At 45.1% G+C, this 25,307-nt stretch carries 21 protein-coding genes and 4 tRNA genes; all 25 read left to right on the forward strand.

The genetic code is table 11. The features are described 5' to 3' along the window. The first annotated feature begins 289 nt into the window (after positions 1 to 289). On the forward strand, positions 290 to 1,303 hold the full coding sequence (gene murB, locus IE070_RS15590) for a UDP-N-acetylmuramate dehydrogenase (protein WP_189484128.1): 1,014 nt from the start codon (positions 290 to 292) through the stop codon (positions 1,301 to 1,303). Then, a complete protein-coding gene (birA, locus tag IE070_RS15595; RefSeq protein WP_189484129.1) occupies positions 1,290 to 2,273 on the forward strand; it encodes a bifunctional biotin--[acetyl-CoA-carboxylase] ligase/biotin operon repressor BirA in 984 nt (327 codons plus the stop codon). Before murB ends, birA begins: the two co-directional genes overlap by 14 nt. Beyond that, a complete protein-coding gene (locus IE070_RS15600) occupies positions 2,273 to 2,968 on the forward strand; it encodes a type III pantothenate kinase (protein WP_189484130.1) in 696 nt (231 codons plus the stop codon). Before birA ends, IE070_RS15600 begins: the two co-directional genes overlap by 1 nt. A gap of 111 nt (positions 2,969 to 3,079) precedes the next feature. Next, positions 3,080 to 3,155, forward strand: a tRNA-Thr gene (locus tag IE070_RS15605). A gap of 41 nt (positions 3,156 to 3,196) precedes the next feature. After that, positions 3,197 to 3,271: transfer RNA gene (locus tag IE070_RS15610), tRNA-Gly, on the forward strand. An 11-nt stretch (positions 3,272 to 3,282) separates the two neighbouring features. Next, positions 3,283 to 3,358, forward strand: a tRNA-Thr gene (locus IE070_RS15615). 74 nt (positions 3,359 to 3,432) lie between these two features. Then, positions 3,433 to 4,617, forward strand: a complete 1,185-nt coding sequence (tuf, locus tag IE070_RS15620; RefSeq protein WP_189484131.1) for an elongation factor Tu — start codon at positions 3,433 to 3,435, stop codon at positions 4,615 to 4,617. Between the two features lie 180 nt (positions 4,618 to 4,797). Further along, positions 4,798 to 4,874 (forward strand) — tRNA-Trp (locus IE070_RS15625). A gap of 85 nt (positions 4,875 to 4,959) precedes the next feature. Next, positions 4,960 to 5,334 (forward strand): preprotein translocase subunit SecE, encoded by a 375-nt coding sequence (secE, locus tag IE070_RS15630; RefSeq protein ID WP_189484132.1) that lies wholly within the window; start codon positions 4,960 to 4,962, stop codon positions 5,332 to 5,334. A gap of 3 nt (positions 5,335 to 5,337) precedes the next feature. Beyond that, entirely contained in the window at positions 5,338 to 5,877 is a 540-nt protein-coding gene (gene nusG, locus IE070_RS15635) for a transcription termination/antitermination protein NusG (RefSeq protein ID WP_189434417.1), read from the forward strand. Between the two features lie 121 nt (positions 5,878 to 5,998). Beyond that, a complete protein-coding gene (gene rplK, locus IE070_RS15640; protein ID WP_189484133.1) occupies positions 5,999 to 6,427 on the forward strand; it encodes a 50S ribosomal protein L11 in 429 nt (142 codons plus the stop codon). A 3-nt stretch (positions 6,428 to 6,430) separates the two neighbouring features. Further along, positions 6,431 to 7,132, forward strand: coding sequence for a 50S ribosomal protein L1 (rplA, locus tag IE070_RS15645; RefSeq protein WP_189484134.1), 702 nt, complete (start codon positions 6,431 to 6,433; stop codon positions 7,130 to 7,132). 273 nt (positions 7,133 to 7,405) lie between these two features. Then, on the forward strand, positions 7,406 to 7,900 hold the full coding sequence (rplJ, locus tag IE070_RS15650; protein ID WP_189484135.1) for a 50S ribosomal protein L10: 495 nt from the start codon (positions 7,406 to 7,408) through the stop codon (positions 7,898 to 7,900). 63 nt (positions 7,901 to 7,963) lie between these two features. Next, positions 7,964 to 8,329: a 50S ribosomal protein L7/L12 gene (gene rplL, locus IE070_RS15655; RefSeq protein ID WP_189484136.1), complete on the forward strand. Its 366-nt coding sequence runs from the start codon at positions 7,964 to 7,966 to the stop codon at positions 8,327 to 8,329. Between the two features lie 173 nt (positions 8,330 to 8,502). After that, positions 8,503 to 12,528, forward strand: a complete 4,026-nt coding sequence (rpoB, locus tag IE070_RS15660; protein WP_189484137.1) for a DNA-directed RNA polymerase subunit beta — start codon at positions 8,503 to 8,505, stop codon at positions 12,526 to 12,528. Positions 12,529 to 12,593: 65 nt separating this feature from the next. Next, a complete protein-coding gene (gene rpoC, locus IE070_RS15665) occupies positions 12,594 to 16,769 on the forward strand; it encodes a DNA-directed RNA polymerase subunit beta' (protein ID WP_189484138.1) in 4,176 nt (1,391 codons plus the stop codon). Between the two features lie 152 nt (positions 16,770 to 16,921). After that, positions 16,922 to 17,296 carry a 30S ribosomal protein S12 gene (gene rpsL, locus IE070_RS15670; RefSeq protein WP_008950791.1) on the forward strand — a complete coding sequence of 125 codons (375 nt, stop codon included), beginning with the start codon at positions 16,922 to 16,924 and terminating at the stop codon, positions 17,294 to 17,296. A gap of 89 nt (positions 17,297 to 17,385) precedes the next feature. Then, positions 17,386 to 17,856, forward strand: a complete 471-nt coding sequence (gene rpsG, locus IE070_RS15675) for a 30S ribosomal protein S7 (RefSeq protein WP_019677788.1) — start codon at positions 17,386 to 17,388, stop codon at positions 17,854 to 17,856. A 27-nt stretch (positions 17,857 to 17,883) separates the two neighbouring features. Next, entirely contained in the window at positions 17,884 to 19,989 is a 2,106-nt protein-coding gene (fusA, locus tag IE070_RS15680; RefSeq protein WP_189484139.1) for an elongation factor G, read from the forward strand. Positions 19,990 to 20,044: 55 nt separating this feature from the next. Further along, the gene (tuf, locus tag IE070_RS15685; protein ID WP_189484140.1) at positions 20,045 to 21,229 is read left to right on the forward strand and encodes an elongation factor Tu; all 1,185 of its coding nucleotides are present in this window, start codon (positions 20,045 to 20,047) and stop codon (positions 21,227 to 21,229) included. A gap of 134 nt (positions 21,230 to 21,363) precedes the next feature. Further along, positions 21,364 to 23,103: an acyl-CoA dehydrogenase family protein gene (locus IE070_RS15690; RefSeq protein WP_189484141.1), complete on the forward strand. Its 1,740-nt coding sequence runs from the start codon at positions 21,364 to 21,366 to the stop codon at positions 23,101 to 23,103. A gap of 289 nt (positions 23,104 to 23,392) precedes the next feature. Continuing rightward, positions 23,393 to 23,704 carry a 30S ribosomal protein S10 gene (rpsJ, locus tag IE070_RS15695; RefSeq protein ID WP_008899121.1) on the forward strand — a complete coding sequence of 104 codons (312 nt, stop codon included), beginning with the start codon at positions 23,393 to 23,395 and terminating at the stop codon, positions 23,702 to 23,704. Between the two features lie 29 nt (positions 23,705 to 23,733). Next, positions 23,734 to 24,372 carry a 50S ribosomal protein L3 gene (rplC, locus tag IE070_RS15700; protein ID WP_189484142.1) on the forward strand — a complete coding sequence of 213 codons (639 nt, stop codon included), beginning with the start codon at positions 23,734 to 23,736 and terminating at the stop codon, positions 24,370 to 24,372. 17 nt (positions 24,373 to 24,389) lie between these two features. Further along, complete coding sequence (rplD, locus tag IE070_RS15705) at positions 24,390 to 24,995, forward strand: 50S ribosomal protein L4 (protein ID WP_189434405.1); 606 nt, start codon at positions 24,390 to 24,392, stop codon at positions 24,993 to 24,995. After that, the gene (gene rplW, locus IE070_RS15710; protein WP_189434403.1) at positions 24,992 to 25,294 is read left to right on the forward strand and encodes a 50S ribosomal protein L23; all 303 of its coding nucleotides are present in this window, start codon (positions 24,992 to 24,994) and stop codon (positions 25,292 to 25,294) included. Before rplD ends, rplW begins: the two co-directional genes overlap by 4 nt. Positions 25,295 to 25,307 lie beyond the last annotated feature (13 nt).

Genomic DNA, 25,307 nt, shown 5'->3' on the forward strand with positions numbered 1-25,307 from the left:
AAAACTAAAGAGTAGTGGATCACTTTTAGATTGTTGGGGTGGATCACTATTGGGTTGTTGTTGACAGCAGCAGCAGGATGAGTGGGCACCGGGAGGTGCTTCTCGAAGCCGGTGGAAAAAATTACTACCCAGCTGAGGGCGCTGCGCCGTGCTATTCGCTACTTTTCATAACCTGATGACTCAGCTTTGTGCTTCAATATTCACTAGCCTGCTGCGTTTCCGATATTTGTATTTGCGCTTGTTGCTAGTGAGCTTTAGAATTGCCCGTACTTAGATAATCGGTTTTGCTATGCGCACTTTATATAACCAGCCTGCTGAGGCTTATTCTACATTTCGTCTTAAAAACACGTTGTCTGAAGTCATTGTGATTGATGAACTCTCAGATCTGGCTGTCGTTAATGCAGAAAATCCACCTGTAATTATTGGCGAAGGTAGTAATACCGTTTTTTTGGCATCTCAAGATCGCCCGCTTCTACGTTTTTTAGCCCAATCTAAAACGGTAACCGCTGAGACCTTACAACACATAGAGCTGCATGTAGAAGCTGGGCATAATTGGCATGAACTCGTAACCTGGGCAGTAACACAACAGCTCTGGGGAATTGAGAACCAAGCGTTAATCCCCGGATCTGTTGGTGCTGCACCGGTACAGAATATCGGTGCCTATGGGGTAGAATTCTCCGATGTCTGTAGTTATGTTGATTTTTATGATTGGACGGAACGCAACGTTAGGCGATTAAACAATAATGACTGTCAGTTTGCTTATCGGGATAGTATTTTTAAACACCAATTACAAGGTAAGGGTATTATTGTAGCTGTTGGTTTAAAACTATATAAGGTTCCAAAACCTGTTTTAACTTACCCTGGATTAGATACGTTACCAACTTCGGTTTCACTACAGCAAATTTATCAACAGATAATTGCTATCCGTCAGGCAAAATTACCGGATTATAATGTTATTGCTAACTGTGGTAGCTTTTTTAAAAATCCTGTTATAAGCCAATCTCACTATCAAAAATTACAAAGCTCTTTTGCAAAGATCCCAGGATTTAGTGTGGAAAATGGCATTAAAGTCCCGGCAGCATGGCTAATCGATCAGGCCGGCTTTAAGGGTTATAAGCTTAATAATGTAGGGTGCTATGAACATCAGCCGCTGGTACTCGTTAACTACGGTGGTGCAGATGGTGCAGCATTACTCGATTTAGTTTGTTTGATCCAACAGAAAATACAAGCACAATTTCAGATTATGTTAGAGCCAGAAGTGCGTTTATTAGACAGCAACGGACACCACTATGTCGAAAGCTAGTCTACAAGTACAGCGACAGTTACTTGCAGTTTTAGCTGATGGAGGTTTTCACTCAGGTCAAGCGTTGGCTGAACAATTTGGCGTAAGTCGGACGGCTATCGCGAATTACATCAATGATTTGGAGCAGGTTGGTTTAGATGTTTATAAGGTAAAGGGAAAGGGCTATGGTTTAGCTCGTCCGTTACTTTTATTAGATGCGCAGCGGATAAAAAAATTGCAATCGGTTGGGACGGCGCCAGTCTTCGTGCAGCACATAACAGACTCAACAAATTTACAGCTGCTGCAAATGCTTCAAAATGCATCGCCTCCGTTAAAAGCCACGGTTGTTGTAGCTGAAGCGCAGACTGCTGGCCGGGGCCGCCGCGGACGTCAGTGGTATTCGCCTTATGGAAGCAATTTGTATTTCAGCTATTACTGGCGGTTAGAACAAGGAGTGCAAGCCGCAATGGGTTTAAGCTTAGTGGCAGGTTGTGCACTATGCAGTTTACTTAGACGCGAGTATCAAGTTAATGCGCAACTGAAATGGCCAAACGATATTTACATTAATGGCCATAAGATTGCCGGAGTTTTGGTTGAGCTAGCGGGGCAAGCTGATGCGGCTTGTAATGTGATTATCGGTATTGGATTAAATATTGCTTTACCTGAAACCGCTTTACAACATATCAATCAGCCATATGCCGATCTAACGCAAGCTACCGGTCAGCTTATTGATCGCAATAAATTAATAGTACAATTACAAGATGAATTAACAAATGCTCTAAATACCTTTGAAATAGAAGGTTTTAAGCCTTTTCAACAGATCTTTAATCAGTACGATGTTTTTGCGAAGTGTTTAGTTAGTATAAGTGGTTCAGCTACCGCAAGTGGGATCTGTTTAGGTGTTGATGAAAATGGTGCAGTTTTGTTAGAACAAGACGGGAATATACAGGCTTATTATGGCGGTGAAATATCGTTAAGGGCTAGCACATAATGTATTTACTATTAGATGTTGGTAATACTCGAACTAAGGCGGTAACTTATCATAATGGGCAGTTTAGACCTTTAACTGAAGTGACAGCTGAAACACTTAAAGATGAAGCTTGGCAAGGGGTTTATGTGGCAAGTGTGGCAGCTGAGGACAAAATTAGTCTATTAAAACAAAAATTAGAATTAGGTCATGTTCCTTGGCATTTACTGAGAAGTGAAGCAAGTGCTTTCTCAGTGACAAATTGCTACCAAATGCCAGAAAAGCTTGGCGTGGATCGTTGGCTCGCCCTGCTAGGTGCCGCCACATTATTTGTTAACACTGATCTGCTAATAATAGATGCTGGTACCGCGCTCACGTTAGACTGGTTAAATGATAAACAACAACACGAAGGCGGCTGGATAATACCCGGAGTACGTTTGCAACAGGAAGCCGTAATTAGTAATACCGCCAAAGTACAAAGTCGCCCTGGTGAGGCCAATAGTTTAAGATTGGGTAATGATACGCATAGTTGTGTGGAAAATGGCGCTTTAGCTGCCGTTACAGGGGCGATTCGACTCGCTTGGCAACTTCGGCCAGCGAAGCACTTATTACTTACAGGTGGTGATGCAGAAAAGCTTACTACCTACTTAACAGATCTTCCTGTCTACCATGATCCTTTATTGATATTTCGTGGAGTAGCGCGTTATATCAACAGTTAATCTTTGAATTGCGCAACAATTAGCCGTTCGGCGAACAAATTATACTTTTTTCGGTTTTTCTTGTTGCGCAGTAACCGCCATTCTACTAGAATTCGCACCCACTGACGTAGTGCCGCTTTAGCTCAGTTGGTAGAGCAACTGACTTGTAATCAGTAGGTCATCCGTTCGACTCGGATAAGCGGCACCATTAGTTGTGGATCTCGTCAGGAGAATAGCTACGAATAGGCCGCGGGCATCGTATAATGGCTATTACCTCAGCCTTCCAAGCTGAAGATGCGGGTTCGATTCCCGCTGCCCGCTCCAGATACAAAGTTGCTGATATAGCTCAGGCGGTAGAGCGCATCCTTGGTAAGGATGAGGTCCCCAGTTCGATTCTGGGTATCAGCACCATCTTGCATGCCTTCCTCGTTCGCATTACAATCATACATCGTTAATTCGCCGTTTTGTTTAATAAAGGGTTACTTATGGCTAAGGCTAAATTTGAACGCGTAAAACCGCACGTAAACGTAGGTACTATCGGCCACGTTGACCACGGTAAAACTACTCTGACAGCTGCTATCACTAACGTATTAGCTAAGCATTACGGCGGTCAGGCATTTGCTTTCGATCAAATTGATAAAGCACCAGAAGAAAAAGCTCGTGGTATCACGATCAATACTTCACACGTAGAATATGACACGCCAACACGCCACTATGCGCACGTTGACTGTCCAGGTCACGCCGACTATGTTAAGAACATGATCACAGGTGCTGCACAGATGGACGGCGCAATCCTGGTAGTAGCAGCGACTGACGGCCCAATGCCACAAACACGTGAGCACATCCTGTTATCACGTCAGGTAGGCGTACCGTACATCATCGTGTTCATGAACAAGTGTGACATGGTAGATGACGAAGAATTATTAGAATTAGTAGAAATGGAAGTGCGTGAGCTTCTTTCAGACTACGACTTCCCAGGTGATGACCTGCCAGTAATCCGTGGTTCAGCCTTAAAAGGTCTGGAAGGCGATGCTGAGTGGGAAAAGAAAATCCTGGAATTAGGCGAAGCGTTAGATACTTACATCCCAGAGCCAGTACGTGCGATTGATAAGCCATTCATCATGCCAATCGAAGACGTATTCTCAATTGCTGGTCGTGGTACTGTAGTAACAGGCCGTGTAGAGCAGGGTATCGTTAAAGTAGGTGAGACCGTAGAAATCGTTGGTATCAAAGATACTGTTGCTACTACCTGTACTGGTGTAGAAATGTTCCGTAAGCTGTTAGACGAAGGTCGTGCAGGTGAGAACATTGGTGCCTTATTACGTGGTACTAAGCGTGAAGACGTAGAACGTGGTCAAGTACTTGCTAAGCCAGGTTCAATCAAGCCACACACTAAGTTCGAAGGCGAAGTGTACGTATTGTCAAAAGAAGAAGGCGGTCGTCACACGCCATTCTTCAAAGGCTACCGTCCACAGTTCTACTTCCGTACTACAGACGTAACTGGCGCAGTTGAGCTGCCAGAAGGCGTAGAGATGGTAATGCCAGGCGACAACTTGAAGTTTGTTGTTGAACTGATTTGCCCAATCGCGATGGACGAAGGTTTACGCTTCGCTATCCGTGAAGGTGGCCGTACAGTAGGTGCTGGTGTAGTATCAAAAATCATCGCGTAATTATTGATTTCGCATTGATGTAAAAAGAAGGCTCCGTTTGGGGCCTTTTTGTTATTTAATATTCTAAAAATTATGCAATAAGATATTGTAAGCTTGTTTTAGCACGCCAAGGCAGTATAATGGGCGGCTATTTAACGGCACGGCAAAATCACCGTATAATGCGTGTTGTTTTATTTTCGTAGGGGCATAGTTCCAATTGGTAGAACAGCGGTCTCCAAAACCGATGGTTGGGGGTTCGAATCCCTCTGCCCCTGCCACTATTTTCGGGTTCGGACACCTTGCCGAGCCATTATGCATGTTTATATCATTAGCATAAGTAAGCCAAATTAAGTGAGTGGAAGCATGAGTGCAACAAGCGAAGCCCCAAAAAGCGGATTAGATCTGGTTAAATGGTTGTTAGTGCTAGTGATATTGTCACTGGTCGTGGTTGGTAATTACATTTATGAATTATCGAGTCTGGAAAGAGCGATTGCCATTGTTGTGCTAGTAGCGGCTGCAGGTTTTGTTGCTGCACAAACCACCAAAGGAAAGATTTTTCTCAATTTTGCTAAAGAGTCACGCACTGAAGTTCGCAAAGTAGTATGGCCAACTCGTCAAGAAACCATGCAAACCACCATTATTGTGATTATTGCTACCATTATTATGGGGCTTATTTTGTGGGGGCTTGACGCAATTTTATTACGTGTTGTGTCTTTCTTTACCGGACTGGGGATGTAAGTTATGGCTGAAAAAATGCGTTGGTACGTCGTGCAAGCCTTTTCAGGTTTCGAGCAGCGAGTGGCTACCTCCTTACGTGAACATATCAAAATCCATAGCATGGAAGAAAAGTTTGGCGAAGTGCTAGTACCAACTGAAGAAGTTGTTGAAATGCGTGCGGGTCAAAAACGTAAATCTGAGCGCAAATTCTTTCCTGGCTACGTGTTAGTGCAAATGGAAATGTGCGAAGAAGCGTGGCACTTAGTAAAAAGTGTGCCTCGCGTATTAGGTTTTATCGGTGGCACTTCAGATCGTCCAGCGCCTATTTCTGAAAAAGAAGCGATGACGATATTAAATCGCTTACAAGATAATGCAGATAAACCTAAGCCGAAAACACTGTTTGAAGCCGGTGAAGTTGTCCGTGTTACTGAAGGTCCATTCGCCGACTTTAATGGCGTTGTAGAAGAAGTCGATTATGAGAAAAGTCGCGTAAAAGTGTCTGTTTTAATCTTCGGCCGTGCTACGCCTGTAGAACTTGAATTTGGTCAAGTCGAAAAAGCTTAAATTACAACTTGTATCGGGGCGCTGATTAAAATATAATCTGCGCCCTTTTTATCGTTTGGGAAGCCGTTTGAGTAAGTGTCCTCGCACTTACAAGGCTAAGACCCACTAACAGAGGTGAAACATGGCAAAGAAAGTCACTGCACTTATTAAACTGCAGGTAAAAGCCGGTATGGCAAACCCGTCGCCACCAGTAGGTCCGGCGTTAGGTCAACACGGTGTTAACATCATGGAATTCTGTAAAGGCTTTAACGCTCGCACAGAAAGTCTTGAAAAAGGCATGCCAATTCCTGTTGTTATTACAGTATATAGCGATCGTTCTTTCACGTTCGAAACTCGCACTCCACCAGCGTCTTTCTTATTATTGAAAGCGGCTGGCCTGAAGAGTGGTTCTGGTCGTCCTAATACCCAGAAAGTTGGCAAAATTTCAGCTGCTCAGATTGAAGAGATCGTTAAGGTCAAACAACCTGATTTAACAGCTGCAGATCATGCTGCTGCGGTGCGTACCATTGAAGGTACTGCTCGTTCAATGGGCTTAGTGGTGGAGGGCTAATCGATGGCTAAATTAACAAAACGCGCTAAGTTAATCCGTTCTAAAGTGGATTCAACTCGCGAGTATGATATCAATGAAGCTGTTGCTTTATTGAAAGAATTAACTGCTGGTAAGTTCCTTGAAAGCGTTGATGTTGCAGTAAACCTGGGTATTGACGCACGTAAATCTGATCAGAACGTACGTGGTGCCACAGTGTTACCACACGGTACTGGTCGCACAGTACGTGTTGCAGTATTCACCCAAGGTGCTAATGCTGAAGCTGCGAAAGCTGCTGGTGCAGATATCGTTGGTATGGAAGACTTAGCTGAACAAGTTAAGAAAGGCGTAATGAATTTCGACGTGGTTATTGCTTCTCCTGATGCAATGCGTGTTGTAGGTATGTTAGGTCAAATTTTAGGCCCACGCGGTCTGATGCCAAACCCGAAAACTGGTACTGTTACCCCTAACGTAGCAGAAGCGGTTAAAAATGCTAAAGCCGGTCAGGTTCGTTACCGTAATGACAAGAATGGTATTATCCATTCAACTATCGGCAAAATCGATTTCGATGCTGATAAACTGAAAGAAAACTTAGAAGCTTTATTAATTGCATTGAAGCGTGCTAAGCCTTCAGTAGCAAAAGGTGTGTATATCAAGAAAGTAACCCTTTCTTCTACACACGGTGCAGGGTTAACTCTGAGCCAAGCTTCATTAAGTGCTGTAGTATAAGCGCTTTACAGCAAGGGTAGGTTAATTTATAATCTCGCCCTCGTTTTTAGGGTAGAAGCTAGGCCGTCAAAAGCGCTAGCTTCCGTCCAAGACCGTAGGTGTCACAACGCTTTTTTGAGTAGCGTGACTTAAAATAACCAACCTACGCAGACGGTGTAGGCCCCAGAAAGAATTAAATTCCTTCTGGTCTCACCGTAAATCGCGCGCTGGCAACCGCCAGCGATGTGTAGGCAACCGAGCATAATGCTCGGATGAACCAGGAGTTAAGAGCCAATGGCTATTAAGCTTGAAGACAAAAAAGCAATTGTTGCTGAAGTCCAGGAAGCTGCCAAAGGTGCTTTATCTGCGGTAGTCGCAGACGCTCGTGGTGTCACTGTAGGCAAAATCACTGCACTGCGTAAGCAGGCACGTGAAGCGGGTGTATGGGTTAAAGTAGTCCGTAACACCTTAGCGCGCCGCGCAGTTGAAGGCACCGAATTTGAGTGTCTGAAAGATGTATTTGTAGGCCCAACATTAGTTGCGTTTTCTAAGGAGCACCCAGGTGCTGCAGCGCGTATCTTCAAAGATTTCGCCAAAGATAACAAAAACTTTGAGCTTAAAGGTGCAGCTTTCAACGGTACCCCAGTGAACATCGACGTTTTAGCATCGTTACCAACTTACGACGAAGCTATTGCACGCCTGATGAGCACCATGAAAGAGGCAGCAGCCGGCAAATTGGTACGTACCATTGCCGCGGTTCGCGACCAAAAACAAGAGCAAGCCGCGTAATTTTACGTTTGGTTTGAGTAGAGTTTAATTCGGGCCAAGGCCCACAATTTAGGAATCTGCGCAATGTCAGTGACTAAAGAGCAAATCTTAGACGCTATCGCAGCAATGTCTGTAATGGAAGTTGTTGAGTTAGTATCTGCAATGGAAGAAAAATTCGGTGTTTCAGCCGCTGCTGCAGTAGCTGTAGCTGCTGGTCCAGCTGCTGTTGTTGAAGAGCAAACTGAATTCAACGTAATCTTAGCCGCTGTTGGCGCTAACAAAGTATCTGTTATCAAAGCAGTACGTGGCGCAACCGGTTTAGGTTTGAAAGAAGCAAAAGACTTGGTTGAAAGCGCTCCAGCGCCAATCAAAGAAGCTGTTTCTAAAGCAGAAGCCGAAGCTCTCAAGAAAGAACTTGAAGAAGCTGGTGCAACTGTTGAAATCAAATAATCTGGTGCAAACCAGATTAGCTGCCTGAGAAATTGGGCCGGGCTGGTGATGAATTAATCACCGGCCTTTTTGCGCTGTGGGACAATGATTTCCCCACCCCTATTGTTACCAGTCCTGGTAACACAAGCCACCGAACGGTGGTTGGGAAAAAAATCAGCAAGCTGAGGAACCCCATGACTTACTCTTATTCTGAGAAGAAACGTATCCGTAAGGACTTCGGCAAACGTCCGGAAGTATTGGATGTGCCATACCTGCTGTCGATTCAAATCGAATCTTTCAGCAAATTTATCGAGCCAGATCCGGAAGGTGAATACGGTTTAGAAGCCGCATTCCGCTCTGTATTTCCAATCAAAAGCTATTCAGGCAGCGCGGAATTGCAGTACGTCAGCTACCGCATTGGGGAACCCGTTTTTGATGTGAAGGAATGTCAGATCCGTGGCGTAACGTATTCTGCGCCCTTACGCGTTAAATTGCGTATGGTATTATTTGACAAAGAAGCACCAGGCACCATCAAAGACATCCGCGAGCAAGAAGTCTACATGGGCGAAATCCCGTTGATGACCGAAAACGGTACTTTTGTAATCAATGGTACTGAGCGTGTTATCGTTTCTCAGTTACACCGTAGTCCTGGTGTGTTTTTTGACCACGATCGTGGTAAAACGCACTCATCAGGCAAAGTACTTTATAACGCGCGGGTAATTCCTTACCGTGGTTCATGGTTAGACTTTGAGTTTGATGCCAAAGATAACCTGTTTGTACGTATCGACCGTCGCCGTAAATTACCTGCGACGATTTTATTACGTGCATTAGAATTTAGTACTGAACAAATTCTGTCCATCTTTTTCGAAAATACCCGCTTTGATATCAAAGACGGTAAGATCATGATGGAAGTAGTGGCTAACCGTTTACGTGGTGAAACTGCTGCATTTGATATTAAAGACAACGATGGCGAAGTGATCGTAGAGCAAGGTCGTCGTATTACCGCCCGTCATGTGCGTCAACTGGAAAAAACCGGTATGACCATGATGGAAGTACCACATGAATATGTGGTAGGTCGTGTCCTAGCGAAAAATTACGCTGACCGTTCAACCGGAGAGATTATTGCCGAGGCGAACGCAGAGCTCACATTAGAGCTGTTAGCAAAACTAGCAAAAGCCGGCTATGACAGTTTTGAAACATTATATATCAACGATTTGGATCAAGGCTCTTACGTGTCTGAAACCATTCGTATTGATCCAAGCAGCAACCGGATGGAAGCATTGGTAGAAATTTACCGTATGATGCGCCCGGGTGAGCCACCAACGCGTGAAGCTGCTGAAACCTTATTTGAAAATCTGTTCTTCTCAGAAGATCGTTACGATCTGTCTACTGTTGGACGGATGAAGTTTAACCGCCGCGTTAATTTTGACGAGGGTGTTGGCGTAGGTGTATTGAGCAAGGAAGATATTCTTGCTGTGATGAAAGTGTTAATCGATATTCGTAACGGTAAAGGCGAAGTCGATGATATCGATCACTTAGGTAACCGTCGTATTCGTTCAGTAGGTGAAATGGCCGAGAACCAATTCCGTGTTGGTTTAGTGCGGGTTGAACGTGCCGTTAAAGAGCGCTTGTCATTAGGCGATCTCGATGCTGTAATGCCACAAGACTTAATTAATGCGAAACCTATCTCTGCTGCGGTAAAAGAGTTCTTTGGTTCCAGTCAATTGTCTCAGTTTATGGACCAAAACAACCCATTGTCAGAAGTGACGCACAAGCGTCGTATTTCTGCTTTAGGCCCCGGCGGTTTAACGCGTGAGCGTGCTGGTTTCGAAGTACGTGACGTACACCCAACCCACTACGGTCGTGTTTGTCCAATTGAAACACCAGAAGGTCCAAACATCGGTTTGATCAACTCGTTATCTATTTTCGCGCAAACTAACGAATATGGTTTCCTTGAGACACCATACCGTCGGATCGAAAATGGTATTGTGACAGACGAAGTTGATTTCTTATCAGCAATTGAAGAGGGTAACTTTGTTATCGCTCAGGCTAACGCTGACTTAGATGAAAACAACCGTATTGTTGAAGGTTTAGTACCTTGCCGGTTTAAGAACGAATTTAGTTTAATGCCGTCTTCTGAAGTTCAATATATGGACGTTGCACCACAACAGATCGTGTCTGTTGCTGCTGCGCTGATCCCATTCTTAGAACACGATGATGCTAACCGTGCATTGATGGGTTCAAACATGCAACGTCAAGCAGTACCTACTTTACGTGCGGATAAACCGCTGGTAGGCACAGGTATTGAGCGCGTTGTAGCAAAAGACTCTGGTGTTACTGTAGTAGCAAAGCGTGGTGGTACTGTTGATTATGTTGACGCTAGCCGCATTGTAATCAAAGTTCACGAAGAAGAAATGGTAGCCGGTGAAGCCGGTATCGATATCTATAACTTAACCAAATACACTCGCTCTAACCAGAATACGTGTATCAATCAGCGCCCATGTGTGAATCATGGTGAGCCAATTGAGCGCGGTGATGTATTGGCAGACGGTCCATCAACTGACTTAGGTGAGTTGGCGTTAGGTCAAAACTTACGCGTGGCGTTTATGCCATGGAATGGTTACAACTTCGAAGATTCGATTTTGTTATCAGAGCGTTTAGTGCAAGAAGATCGTTTAACCACGATCCATATTCAAGAATTAAGCTGTATTGCACGTGATACAAAGCTTGGACCTGAAGAAATCACTGGTGATATCCCGAACGTGGGTGAGTCAGCGCTTTCTAAACTAGATGAAGCCGGTATCGTTTATATTGGTGCTGAAGTTAAAGGTGGCGATATTCTGGTTGGTAAGGTAACACCTAAAGGTGAGAGCCAATTAACCCCAGAAGAAAAACTGCTACGTGCCATCTTTGGTGAAAAAGCGTCTGATGTTAAAGATACTTCATTACGTGTGCCAAACTCGGTAACGGGTACTGTTATTGATGTTCAAGTATTTACGCGTGATGGCGTTGAAAAAGACAAACGTGCTCGCGAAATCGAGGAAATGGAAGTCAAACAGGCCAAAAAAGACCTGAATGAAGAATTCCGTATCCTAGAAGCAGGTATCTTTGACCGTGCTCGTAACTTGCTTGAGCAAAGCGGTTTAGATCGCGTGAAATTAGACACCTTGAAAGGTGATGCACTGTTTAATCAAAGCTTAAGCGATGAAGACAAACAAAACGACTTAGAGCAATTAGCTACCCAGTACGAAGAAATCCGTATTGAGTATGATAAAAAGTTCGAAGCAAAACGTCGTAAGATCGTTCAAGGTGATGATTTAGCACCCGGCGTGTTAAAAATCGTTAAAGTGTATCTTGCTGTTAAACGTCGTATTCAACCTGGTGACAAGATGGCTGGTCGTCACGGTAACAAAGGGGTTATCTCTACCATTGTTCCTGTTGAAGATATGCCTTATGACGAAAAAGGCCAACCAGTAGATATCGTGTTGAACCCGCTGGGCGTTCCATCACGGATGAACATTGGTCAGATCTTAGAAACACACTTAGGTTTAGCTGCTCGTGGTATCGGTGATAAGATCGATGGCATGATTAAAGAGCAAAAAGAAGTAGCGGAAATCCGCGAGTTCTTGAAGAAAGTGTATGCCTTAGGTGAGTCACGTCAAAACGTGGATATTGCAAGCTTCAGCGACGATGAAATTCGTCGATTAGCGCAAAACCTACGTAAAGGTTTACCTGTTGCGACTCCAGTATTCGATGGTGCTAAGGAATCAGAGATCAAGGAACTGCTTGAACTGGGTGACTTACCAGCAAGCGGTCAGATCACCTTGTATGATGGCCGTACTGGTAATACTTTCGAACGTAAAGTGACGGTTGGTTACATGTACATGTTAAAACTGAACCACTTGGTTGACGACAAAATGCACGCACGTTCTACCGGCTCTTACAGCTTGGTAACACAGCAACCATTAGGTGGTAAAGCACAGTTCGGTGGTCAGCGTTTCGGTGAGATGGAAGTGTGGGCGTTAGAAGCATATGGTGCGGCTTACACCCTACAAGAAATGCTTACCGTTAAGTCTGATGACGTCAACGGTCGTACCAAGATGTATAAAAACATTGTTGACGGCGACCACAGAATGGAACCTGGCATGCCAGAATCTTTCAACGTATTGATGAAAGAAATCCGTTCGCTCGGTATCAATATCGAATTGGAAGAGGAATAAACCGACCTCGTGTTGGGGGGCAGTAAACTGCCCCATTCCGGTTTACCTCTTACAGGAGAGCAAAGGTGAAAGACTTATTAAAGTTTCTGAAACAGCAAACTAAAACTGAAGAGTTTGATGTTATTCGTATCGGTTTATCTTCGCCAGATATGATCCGTTCGTGGTCATTTGGTGAAGTAAAAAAACCTGAGACGATCAACTACCGTACCTTTAAACCCGAGCGTGATGGTTTATTCTGCGCCCGTATTTTTGGCCCGGTAAAAGATTATGAGTGTTTGTGTGGTAAGTACAAACGCTTAAAGCACCGTGGTGTGATTTGTGAAAAATGTGGCGTTGAAGTTACCTTAACCAAGGTACGTCGTGAGCGTATGGGCCATATTGAATTGGCTAGCCCGACAGCACACATTTGGTTCCTGAAATCATTACCAAGCCGTATCGGTTTGTTACTTGATATGACGCTGCGTGATATCGAACGTGTACTGTATTTCGAAAGCTACGTGGTGACAGAGCCAGGTATGACGTCTTTAGAGCGTCGTCAGATGCTGACTGAAGAAGAATATCTGGATGTGTTGGAAGAGCACGGTGACGAGTTTGAAGCCAAGATGGGTGCAGAAGCAATTCTGGATATCCTAAAAGGTATCGACTTGCCAACTGAAATCAAGCAAATGCGCGAAGAGCTACCAACCATCAACTCAGAAACTAAGCGTAAGAAAATTAGCAAACGTTTAAAACTGATGGAAGCTTTCCACACCTCTGGTAATAAGCCAGAGTGGATGATCATGACAGTACTGCCTGTGTTACCGCCGGATTTACGTCCGTTAGTACCATTGGACGGTGGCCGTTTTGCCACGTCAGATCTGAACGATTTATATCGTCGTGTGATCAACCGTAACAATCGCTTGAAGCGTTTACTCGATTTATCTGCACCCGATATTATCGTGCGTAACGAAAAGCGGATGTTACAAGAGGCCGTTGATGCCTTGTTAGATAACGGTCGTCGTGGTCGTGCGATTACCGGCTCGAATAAACGCCCACTGAAATCTTTGGCCGATATGATCAAAGGTAAGCAAGGTCGTTTCCGTCAAAACTTGCTTGGTAAGCGTGTTGACTACTCTGGTCGTTCGGTTATTACCGTTGGTCCTACTTTACGTTTACACCAGTGTGGTTTACCGAAGAAAATGGCACTTGAGCTGTTCAAGCCCTTCATTTATGGCAAGCTGGAAGCACGTGGTTTAGCCACGACGATCAAAGCGGCTAAAAAGATGGTAGAGCGCGAAGAAGGCGCAGTATGGGACGTATTGGACGAAGTAATCCGTGAACACCCGGTATTACTGAACCGTGCACCAACACTTCACCGTTTAGGTATCCAAGCGTTTGAACCAGTACTTATTGAAGGTAAAGCCATTCAATTACACCCCTTGGTGTGTGCTGCGTATAACGCTGACTTCGACGGTGACCAGATGGCGGTACACGTACCGTTAACGCTGGAAGCGCAGTTAGAAGCACGTGCGTTGATGATGTCTACCAACAACGTACTGTCGCCAGCAAACGGCGAGCCGATCATTGTTCCGTCACAAGACGTTGTTTTGGGTCTTTACTACATGACGCGCGAAGCAGTTAATGCTAAAGGCGAAGGCATGATGTTCAAGAGCCCGAAAGAAGCTGAAAAAGCGTTCCGTGCCGATGTTGCAAGCTTACATGCAAAAGCGAAAGTGCGTATCACGGAAGTGGTTATTGCTGAAGACGGCACGCGTACTAGTTCTACTGCTGTGCGTGACACAACGGTAGGTCGGGCAATTTTATATTCAATTCTGCCTGAAGGTTTAGCGTTTGATTCAATTAACCAAGCGATGGGTAAGAAACAAATTTCTCGCCTGTTAAATGGTGCTTATCGCCGTATTGGTTTGAAACAAACTGTAATTCTGGCTGACCAGATTATGTATACCGGTTTCCACTACGCCATGCTGTCTGGTGTATCTGTTGGTATCGACGATATGGTGATCCCAGCGGCGAAAACCGAGATCATCGACGCTGCTGAAGCCGAAGTCGCCGAAATTCAGGACCAGTTCCAACAAGGTCTGGTGACTGCCGGTGAAAAGTACAATAAAGTTATCGATATTTGGTCAACGGCGAATGAAGTACTGTCAAAAGCGATGATGGACAACCTGTCAAAAGAAGACGTGGTTGACCGTGATGGCAATACGGTGCAACAGCAATCATTTAACTCGGTGTATATGATGGCAGACTCTGGCGCACGGGGCTCACCAGCCCAAATCCGTCAGTTAGCCGCTATGCGTGGTCTGATGGCTAAGCCAGATGGCTCAATCATCGAAACACCTATCACGGCAAACTTCCGTGAAGGCTTAAGTGTATTGCAATACTTTATTTCAACACACGGTGCACGTAAAGGTTTGGCCGATACCGCGTTAAAAACAGCAAACTCAGGTTATTTGACACGTCGTTTAGTCGATGTTGCACAAGACTTAGTGGTTACAGAGCACGATTGTGGCTCTGATCAAGGTATCATCATGAAGCCGCTGATTGAAGGTGGTGACGTGGTTGAGGGCTTACGTGAGCGCGTGCTTGGTCGTGTGGTAATTGGCGACATCGTTTCACCTACTACCGGCGAAGTGCTAGTTGCTGACGGTACCATGCTAGACGAACAGCTGTGTGATGCCATCGAGCAAAACTCTATCGACGAAGTGCACGTTCGCTCTGTAATTACCTGTCAAACAGATTTTGGTGTTTGCGCTAAGTGTTACGGTCGTGATTTAGCACGTGGTCACCTGATTAACGCTGGTGAAGCGGTAGGTGTTATCGCTGCACAGTCAATCGGTGAGCCGGGTACTCAGTTGACCATGCGTACTTTCCACATCGGTGGTGCGGCATCACGGGCCTCAGCAGAAAACAGTGTACAGGTGAAAAACGCCGGTACTTTGAAGCTGCAGAATGCCAAATTTGTTCGCAATGCGGATAACAAAATTGTTATTACCTCACGTTCAGCTGAAGTAACGGTCTTTGATGAGTTAGGTCGCGAGAAAGAGCGCTACAAGCTGCCATACGGTTCTATCTTGGCAACAGACGACAATGCCAAAGTTACTGCTGGACAAGTTGTGGCAAACTGGGATCCGCACTCACACCCAATCATTTTGGAGCGTGGTGCTAAGGTTACCTTCAGTGATGTTGATGATACCAACACTGAAGTACAGCAAGACGAACTGACTGGTTTAACCCGTACTGTAGTAAAAGATTTGGCTAAGGCTAACGCCAAAGAGCCAAAACTTATCTTGGCAACAGACGATGGTGGCTTGCAAGAAATCCGTCTGCCAAGCTTCACCACCATTGAAGTGGCTGATGGCGATACCGTTGTTACAGGTACGGTGTTAGCGCGTATTCCACAGGAAAGCTCGAAAACACGAGACATCACCGGTGGTCTGCCGCGCGTTGCTGACTTATTTGAAGCACGTAAACCAAAAGATCCAGCGATTTTGGCTGAGATTTCAGGTGTTATCGGCTTCGGTAAGGAAACGAAAGGTAAACGCCGCTTATTAATTACGCCTGATCAAGGTGATGTACATGAAGAGATGATCCAGAAATGGCGTCAGGTTAATGTGTTCGAAGGTGAGCGCATTGAAAAAGGCGAAGTTATCTCTGAAGGTCCAGAGTCGGCACATGATATCCTGCGTTTACGTGGTATCCACCATGTCGCCAGCTATATCGTGAACGAAGTGCAGGATGTTTACCGCTTACAGGGCGTAAAAATTAACGATAAGCACATTGAAACGATCATTCGTCAAATGTTGCGTAAGTGCATTATTACCAGCCCAGGTGATAGTGAGTTCTTAGAAGGTGAACAAGCTGAGGTAGCCAGAGTAAACATCGCTAACCGTGAGTTAGAACTGGCAGGTAAACAGCCAGCTCAATACGAGCGTGTTTTACTCGGTATTACTAAGGCATCATTGTCTACTGATTCCTTTATTTCTGCGGCCTCGTTCCAAGAAACGACTCGCGTTCTCACTGAAGCTGCTGTAGCAGGTAAGATTGACGAACTGCGTGGTCTGAAAGAAAACGTTATTGTTGGCCGTTTAATCCCTGCCGGTACTGGTTTTTCATATCACCAGAACCGTGCGCGGTTACGTGCAGGCAACAACGAGGTTGTTGAACCGGTAATGAGTGCTGAATCTGCTGAACAAGCATTGACTGATGCACTTAATATGAATTTATCGGGCAACGACGAGTAAACAAGGGATAAACAGGCTTGCCGGTGATTAAAACGCCGGCAAACTGCTTTGTAACTTGACAGGTCAAAGCTTGACCATTAGAATTCCGCGACCCTAAATTTAGGGTGCGGAATTTTCACGTTTATTGGGTATTTATTAACCAGGAGTATTTAATGGCAACAATCAACCAGCTAGTGCGTAAGCCGCGCAGCCAGAAGGTAGCCAAGAGCACCGTTCCGGCGCTTGAAGCTTGCCCGCAGAAGCGTGGTGTTTGTACCCGTGTATACACCACTACACCTAAGAAGCCTAACTCAGCATTACGTAAAGTATGCCGTGTTCGTTTAACCAACGGATTCGAGGTAACTTCTTATATTGGTGGTGAAGGCCACAACCTGCAGGAACACAGCGTAGTGCTGATCCGCGGTGGCCGGGTAAAAGACCTTCCAGGTGTGCGTTACCACACCGTACGTGGCACATTAGACTGTGCTGGCGTAAAAGATCGTAAACAAGGCCGTTCTAAGTACGGCGCCAAGCGGCCTAAGAAATAACGGTACTCCGTTAGTAAGGCCAAACTAAACAACTTTTTTTCTTTATGTATTAAAAGTTTTGGAATCACCTGAAGCAATCGGAGTTTCGAATGCCTAGAAGACGCGTCATCGGTCAACGTAAAATCCTTCCAGATCCTAAGTTCGGAAGTGAATTACTGGCCAAGTTTGTAAACGTCGTAATGGTCGACGGTAAAAAATCTACAGCCGAATCAATTGTATACGGCGCTTTAGAAATTGCAGCTACGAAATCTAAGAAAGAGCACATCGACTTGTTCGAAGTAGCTTTAGATAACATTCGTCCAACTGTTGAAGTTAAATCACGTCGTGTTGGTGGTTCTACCTATCAAGTGCCGTGTGAAGTTCGTCAGGTGCGTCGTAATGCGCTTGCCATGCGCTGGTTAGTAGAAGCTGCCCGTAAACGTGGTGAAAAATCTATGGCTCAGCGTCTTGCTGGTGAGATGCTTGATGCAATCGAAAATAAAGGTTCAGCGGTTAAGAAACGTGAAGACGTGCACCGTATGGCCGAAGCGAACAAAGCGTTCGCACATTTCCGCTGGTAAGAATTTCTTAACTAAGAGGAATGAATTGTGGCACGTACAACTCCAATAGAACGTTACCGTAACATTGGTATCTGTGCTCACGTTGATGCCGGCAAAACTACGACATCCGAGCGGATCCTGTTTTATACAGGCCGCTCTCACAAAATTGGTGAAGTCCACGATGGCGCAGCCACCATGGACTGGATGGAACAGGAACAGGAACGCGGTATTACTATTACTTCTGCGGCTACCACGACCTTTTGGTCTGGTATGCAGCAGCAGTTTGAACAACACCGTATCAACCTGATTGATACCCCTGGCCACGTTGATTTCACTATCGAAGTAGAGCGTTCTTTGCGCGTGCTTGATGGTGCAGTAGTGGTATTGTGTGGTTCTTCAGGTGTACAGCCGCAAACTGAAACGGTTTGGCGACAAGCAAATAAATACGAAGTTCCAAGAATGATCTTCGTTAATAAGATGGATCGTACGGGCGCTAATTTCCTTCGGGTTGTTAAGCAAGCCAACGATCGTCTAAATTCGCGTTGTGTGCCTATTCAGTTGCCTATCGGTGCAGAAGATAATTTCAAAGGCGTGGTTGATCTCGTCAAAATGAAATCTATTAACTGGAACACTGAAGATCAAGGTATGACGTTCACTTATGAAGATATTCCAGCAGACATGTTGGATGAATGTAATGAGTGGCGGCAAAACTTGGTTGAAGCGGCAGCTGATGCCAGTGAAGAATTGATGGAACGCTATCTTGAAGGTGATGAATTCACCGAAGAGGAGCTACGTCAAGCGCTGCGTGACCTTACCCTGCGTAATGAGATCGTATTAGTTCAGGCCGGCTCCGCCTTTAAAAATAAAGGTGTGCAGGCCATGCTGGATAATGTTGTTTACTATCTGCCTTCACCGACAGAAGTAAAAGCTATTCACGGCATTTTGCCAGATGAATCAGAAGGTTTCAGAAAATCTGATGATAATGAACCTTTTGCTGCCTTGGCGTTTAAAATTGCAACCGATCCGTTTGTAGGCACCCTAACGTTCTTCCGTGTTTACTCAGGTATTGTTGAGTCTGGCTCTGCAGTATATAACTCAGTAAAGATGAAGAAAGAGCGTATTGGCCGCATTGTGCAAATGCACGCAAATGCGCGTGAGGAAATTAAAGCCGTTTGTGCAGGCGATATTGCTGCTGCAATTGGTTTGAAAGACACTACAACGGGTGATACGTTATGTGATCAAGACTACCCGATTATTCTGGAGCGCATGGAGTTTCCTGAGCCAGTTATTTCTGTTGCTGTTGAGCCTAGAACACAGGCTGATCAGGAAAAAATGGGAATAGCGTTAAGCAAGCTGGCCGCCGAAGATCCTTCTTTCCGGGTGCATACTGATGAAGAGACGGCTCAGACCATTATTTCTGGCATGGGCGAATTACACTTAGACATTATCGTTGATCGCATGAAGCGTGAATTCAAGGTTGAAGCGAATGTGGGTAAACCACAGGTTTCGTATCGTGAAACGTTACGTGCAAAAACGGAAGTTGAAGGTAAGTTTGTACGTCAATCAGGTGGTCGTGGTCAGTTTGGTCACTGTTGGTTACGCATCGAGCCATTACCGGAAGGTGAAGGCTACAAGTTTGAGAATGCTGTTGTTGGCGGTGTAATTCCAAAAGAATTTATTCCTGCTATCGACAAAGGTATTCAAGAGCAGATGAAAAACGGCGTATTGGCGGGTTATCCGGTAATCGACGTAAAAGTTACTGTATTCGATGGTTCTTACCACGATGTTGACTCGAACGAAATGGCGTTCAAAATCGCGGCGTCGATGGGCTTCAAAAAAGGAGCTCTTCAGGCTAAGCCGGTTATCCTTGAACCGATAATGAAGGTTGAAGTGGTAACGCCAGATGACTTCATGGGTGATATTGTTGGTGACTTAAACCGTCGTCGCGGTATCATCAACGGTATGGAAGATGCGCCTGGCGGGATCAAAATTGTTAACGCCAATGTACCGTTATCTGAAATGTTTGGCTATGCGACTAATATGCGTTCACTGAGTCAAGGCCGCGCGTCTTACTCAATGGAACCATTAAATTATCAAGAAGCACCAAACAATGTTACCGAAGCTATTATTGCTTCTCGTAGAGCACACGATTAACGATTAAACAGTCCCGCTATATCGGGGCTTAAATTTGACTAAGAAGGGTCTATAAATGGCTAAGGCTAAATTTGAACGCGTAAAACCGCACGTAAACGTAGGTACTATCGGCCACGTTGACCACGGTAAAACTACTCTGACAGCTGCTATCACTAACGTATTAGCTAAGCATTACGGCGGTCAGGCATTTGCTTTCGATCAAATCGATAAAGCACCAGAAGAGAAAGCTCGTGGTATCACGATCAATACTTCACACGTAGAATATGACACGCCATCACGTCACTACGCACACGTAGACTGCCCAGGTCACGCTGACTATGTTAAGAACATGATCACCGGTGCAGCGCAGATGGACGGCGCGATCCTGGTAGTAGCAGCAACAGACGGCCCAATGCCACAAACACGTGAGCACATCCTGTTATCACGTCAAGTAGGCGTACCGTACATCATCGTGTTCATGAACAAGTGTGACATGGTAGATGACGAAGAATTATTAGAATTAGTAGAAATGGAAGTGCGTGAGCTTCTTTCAGACTACGACTTCCCAGGTGATGACCTGCCAGTAATCCGCGGTTCAGCCTTAAAAGGTCTGGAAGGCGATGCTGAATGGGAAAAGAAAATCCTGGAATTAGGCGAAGCGTTAGATACGTACATCCCAGAGCCAGTACGTGCGATTGATAAGCCATTCATCATGCCAATCGAAGACGTATTCTCAATTGCTGGTCGTGGTACTGTAGTAACAGGCCGTGTAGAGCAGGGTATCGTTAAAGTAGGCGAGACAGTAGAAATCGTAGGTATCAAAGATACTGTTGCGACTACCTGTACTGGTGTAGAAATGTTCCGTAAGCTGTTAGACGAAGGTCGTGCAGGTGAGAACATTGGTGCCTTATTACGTGGTACTAAGCGTGAAGACGTAGAACGTGGTCAAGTACTTGCTAAGCCAGGTTCAATCAAGCCACACACGAAGTTCGAAGGCGAAGTGTACGTATTGTCAAAAGAAGAAGGTGGTCGTCACACGCCATTCTTCAAAGGCTACCGTCCACAGTTCTACTTCCGTACTACAGACGTAACTGGTGCAGTTGAGCTGCCAGAAGGCGTAGAGATGGTAATGCCAGGCGACAACTTGAAGTTTGTTGTTGAATTGATTTGCCCAATCGCGATGGACGAAGGTTTACGCTTCGCTATCCGTGAAGGTGGCCGTACCGTAGGTGCTGGTGTAGTATCAAAAATCATCGCGTAATTATTGATTTCGCATTGATGTAAAAAGAAGGCTCCGTTTGGGGCCTTTTTTCTATCTGAAATTATTTTCAAACACTTGTTTGAAAATAACCCTTGTGCCATAGTTAACTCATCCGTCCAGTCTGAGGTTTACTTATGAGCCATTATCAAGCCCCCCTTCGCGATATACATTTTAATCTTTTCGATGTTTGGCAGTTAGATCACTATTGGCAGCAGCAATCAACGCTGGCAGAAATAATTGAATCAGAGACAGCAAAAGCCATTCTGGATGAAGCCGCAAAGATATGTGAGCAACAAATTGCCCCTTTGAGCCAGGTGGCTGATGCTGTTGGTGCTCAGCTTCGAGAGGGAAAGGTCACGTTGCCAGAGCATTACTACACTGCTTATAAAAGTTTAAGTGAAGGTGGCTGGACAGGATTAAGTGGCGATCCAGAGTTCGGCGGCATGGGAATGCCGAAAGCCTTATCGATGATGGTCGACGAAATGTTGTGCAGCGCTGATATTGCTTTCTCACTTTACCCAGGTTTAACCGCTGGCGCGGGTGTGGCATTACTACAACATGCTGACGACTCGATGAAATCGCTTTACTTGCCGAAACTTTATTCAGGCGAATGGTCAGGGACGATGTGCCTGACGGAGTCTCATGCGGGGTCTGATTTAGGTATTATGCGTACTGCTGCTAAACCCTTACCAGACGGGAGTTATAGCATTACAGGGAGTAAAATCTTTATTACAGCGGGCGAGCATGATTTAACATCTAACATCATACATTTGGTGCTCGCAAAATTACCTGATGCGCCTGCTGGCAGCAAGGGTATTTCACTTTTCTTGGTTCCAAAGTTTCTAGTAAATTCTCAGGGTGATATTACCGAGAGAAACACACTATCTGTGGGTTCTATCGAACATAAAATGGGCATTAACGGTTCAGCGACTTGCGTACTTAATTTTGATGGCGCCCAAGGATTTCTGATCGGGCAGCCTCATCGTGGTTTAGCCTGTATGTTTACAATGATGAATTATGAACGTTTATCCATGGGTAGCCAAGGACTAGGCGCAGCAGAGCGCGCTTACCAAAATGCATTAATCTACGCTAAAGAACGTTTACAAGGCAGAATAGCAGAAAAAGATACAAATAAGGCTGAGGCCATTATTGGTCATCCTGATGTGCGACGAATGCTGCTCAATATTAAAGTAATGAATGAGGCTGGTCGAACCTTTGCTACTTGGGTTGCTTCATTATTAGATAGAGCCAAATACGATAACTGTGAATTATCAAATCATCGTGCGAATTTACTTACGCCCATAACAAAAGCGTTTATGACAGATCGCGGCTTGGATGCGTGTATTACTGCTCAACAAGTCTTTGGTGGTCATGGTTATGTAAAAGAATGGGGTATGGAGCAACTGGTGCGAGATGTTCGGATTGCACAAATCTATGAAGGAACAAATGGCATCCAAGCTGCGGATTTTATGTTGCGAAAGGTAGTGTCCGACAAAGGCGTTGTGTTAGAGGCATTGCTTGTAGACATTCTTGATGAAATTACTACACAGCCCAACACGACTACACCTCAATTACAGCAAGCTATTACTGTGCTTCGTCAGCATTTACACGCGCTTCTGCAACGTGACCTTGCAGTCATTAGTGCTGGTGCGTGTGACTTCTTAGATGCCACGGCCTATGTTTTGTATGGATATATGTGGTATAGAAATATCAAAGCCTTAGCTACAGGCACACAAGATAACGACTTTATTCAAGGCAAAGAACAAAGTGCTGCATGGTATTGTCATAAGGTCTTACCAAAAATATATGGTATTTTGGCAAGTATTGAAGGTGATACATCCTCGTTGTTCAAACTGCAAGATGACATATTTTAACGTCGAGTTGACGTGAAGGCTAACAATGATTGGCCGATTAATAATCAGTGCTTGCAATATCGGCTGGTCTGTATATAATATGCGGCCAGTCGATAAACATCTGGCTGAGACAAGTAATAACACAGTAACTGGTAGACTTATACGGTAACGTATAAACAAAACTTTATTGTGTAGCTTGTACAACAAGCTCCCGATTGGGGAGCAACTGGTAACTTGGTGCATAAGCATGCCTGCTTAGGTTTTTGCTTATGTTTATTTTTGCTCTTTTTGCTCTTTGAGGCTTTGATACATGAGTAATCAAAGGATACGCATCCGTCTGAAAGCGTTCGATCACCGTTTGATCGATCAGTCAACTATGGAAATCGTTGACACAGCTAAGCGTACTGGCGCCCAGGTCCGTGGTCCAATTCCACTGCCAACACGTCAAGAACGTTTCACTGTTCTGATTTCTCCTCACGTCAATAAAGATGCGCGTGACCAGTACGAAATCCGTACCCACAAGCGTTTAATCGACATCGTTGAGCCAACTGAAAAAACAGTTGATGCGCTGATGCGATTAGATCTGCCTGCTGGCGTTGACGTTCAAATCAGCCTGGGCTAATCAGACAGGTTTTTAGAGAGGTTTAGGAAATGGCTATCGGTCTTATCGGTCGTAAAGTGGGTATGACTCGCATCTTCACAGAAGATGGCGTATCAATCCCAGTAACCGTAATCGAAGCAACACCAAACCGCGTTACTGCTGTTAAAACGCAAGACGTTGATGGCTATAACGCGCTGCAAGTAACCACTGGTACTGTTAAGGCAAGCCGCCTGAACAAACCAGATGCTGGTTTATTTGCAAAAGTGGGTGTTGAGGCAGGTCGTGGTCTGTGGGAATTCCGCCTGCAAGACAACGAAGGTACTGACATCACAGTTGGTAGTGCGATTACTGTTGAAATTTTCGCAGAAACGAAAAAAGTTGATGTAGCTGGTACATCAAAGGGTAAAGGTTTTGCTGGTGCGGTTAAGCGCTGGAATTTCCGTACTCAGGATGCTACTCACGGTAACTCTTTGTCACACCGTGCACCAGGTTCAATTGGTCAAAACCAATCACCAGGTAAAGTATTCAAAGGTAAGAAAATGGCTGGTCACTTAGGTAACGAGCGCGTAACCGTGCAGTCACTGGAAGTGGTTCGTGTTGATGCAGAACGTAACATCCTGTTAGTAAAAGGCGCAGTGCCTGGTGCTATCGGCGGTGACGTTATTGTTAAACCAGCTGTTAAAAGCTAACGTCTAGGAGATAAGTGATGGAATTAGCATTACGAGACGCTCAAGGCGTTCTTGAAGTTTCCGAAGCTACCTTTGGACGTGAGTTTAACGAAGCTCTGGTACATCAGGTAGTGGTTGCTTTTGCAGCTGGTGCCCGTCAGGGTACTCGTGCACAACTGACACGTTCAGAAGTACGTGGTGGCGGCAAGAAGCCATGGCGTCAAAAAGGTACTGGCCGCGCGCGCGCTGGTACAATCCGCAGCCCAATTTGGCGTAGCGGTGGTGTGACTTTTGCGGCTAAGCCACAAGATCACAGCCAAAAAGTTAACCGTAAAATGTATCGCGGTGCGATTCAAAGCATTCTGTCTGAACTTGTTCGTCAGGAGCGCTTAATTGTTGTTGAGAGTTTTGGTGTTGATTCACCAAAAACAAAAGACTTAACTGCAAAACTGAAAGCGATGGATTTAAAAGACGTTCTGATCGTAACTAACGAAGTAGACGAGAATTTATTCTTATCTGCACGCAACTTATATAAAGTTGACGTACGTGATGTACATGGTATCGATCCGGTCAGCTTAATCGCATTCGACAAAGTGTTAATGACTGCTGCTGCAGTTAAACAACTTGAGGAGCTGTTAGCATGATCCGTGAAGAACGTTTACTGAAAGTGATTCTGGCTCCGCATGTTTCTGAAAAGAGCACCACTGCGGCAGAAAAACACAACACTATCGTTTTCAAAGTGTCTACTACGTCTACTAAAGCTGACATTAAAGCTGCCGTAGAAAAACTGTTTGAAACAGAAGTAGTTGGTGTTCGTACTGTTAACGTTAAGGGTAAGACCAAGCGCACTGGTGCGCGTATGGGCAAGCGTAGCGATTGGAAAAAAGCTTACGTGACTCTTAAAGAAGGCAGCGAAATCGATTTTGTTGGCGGCGCTGAGTAAGAAGAGGAGTTAG

The sequence above is a fragment of the Alishewanella tabrizica genome (assembly GCF_014652375.1).
GTDB classification, from domain to species: domain Bacteria; phylum Pseudomonadota; class Gammaproteobacteria; order Enterobacterales; family Alteromonadaceae; genus Alishewanella; species Alishewanella tabrizica.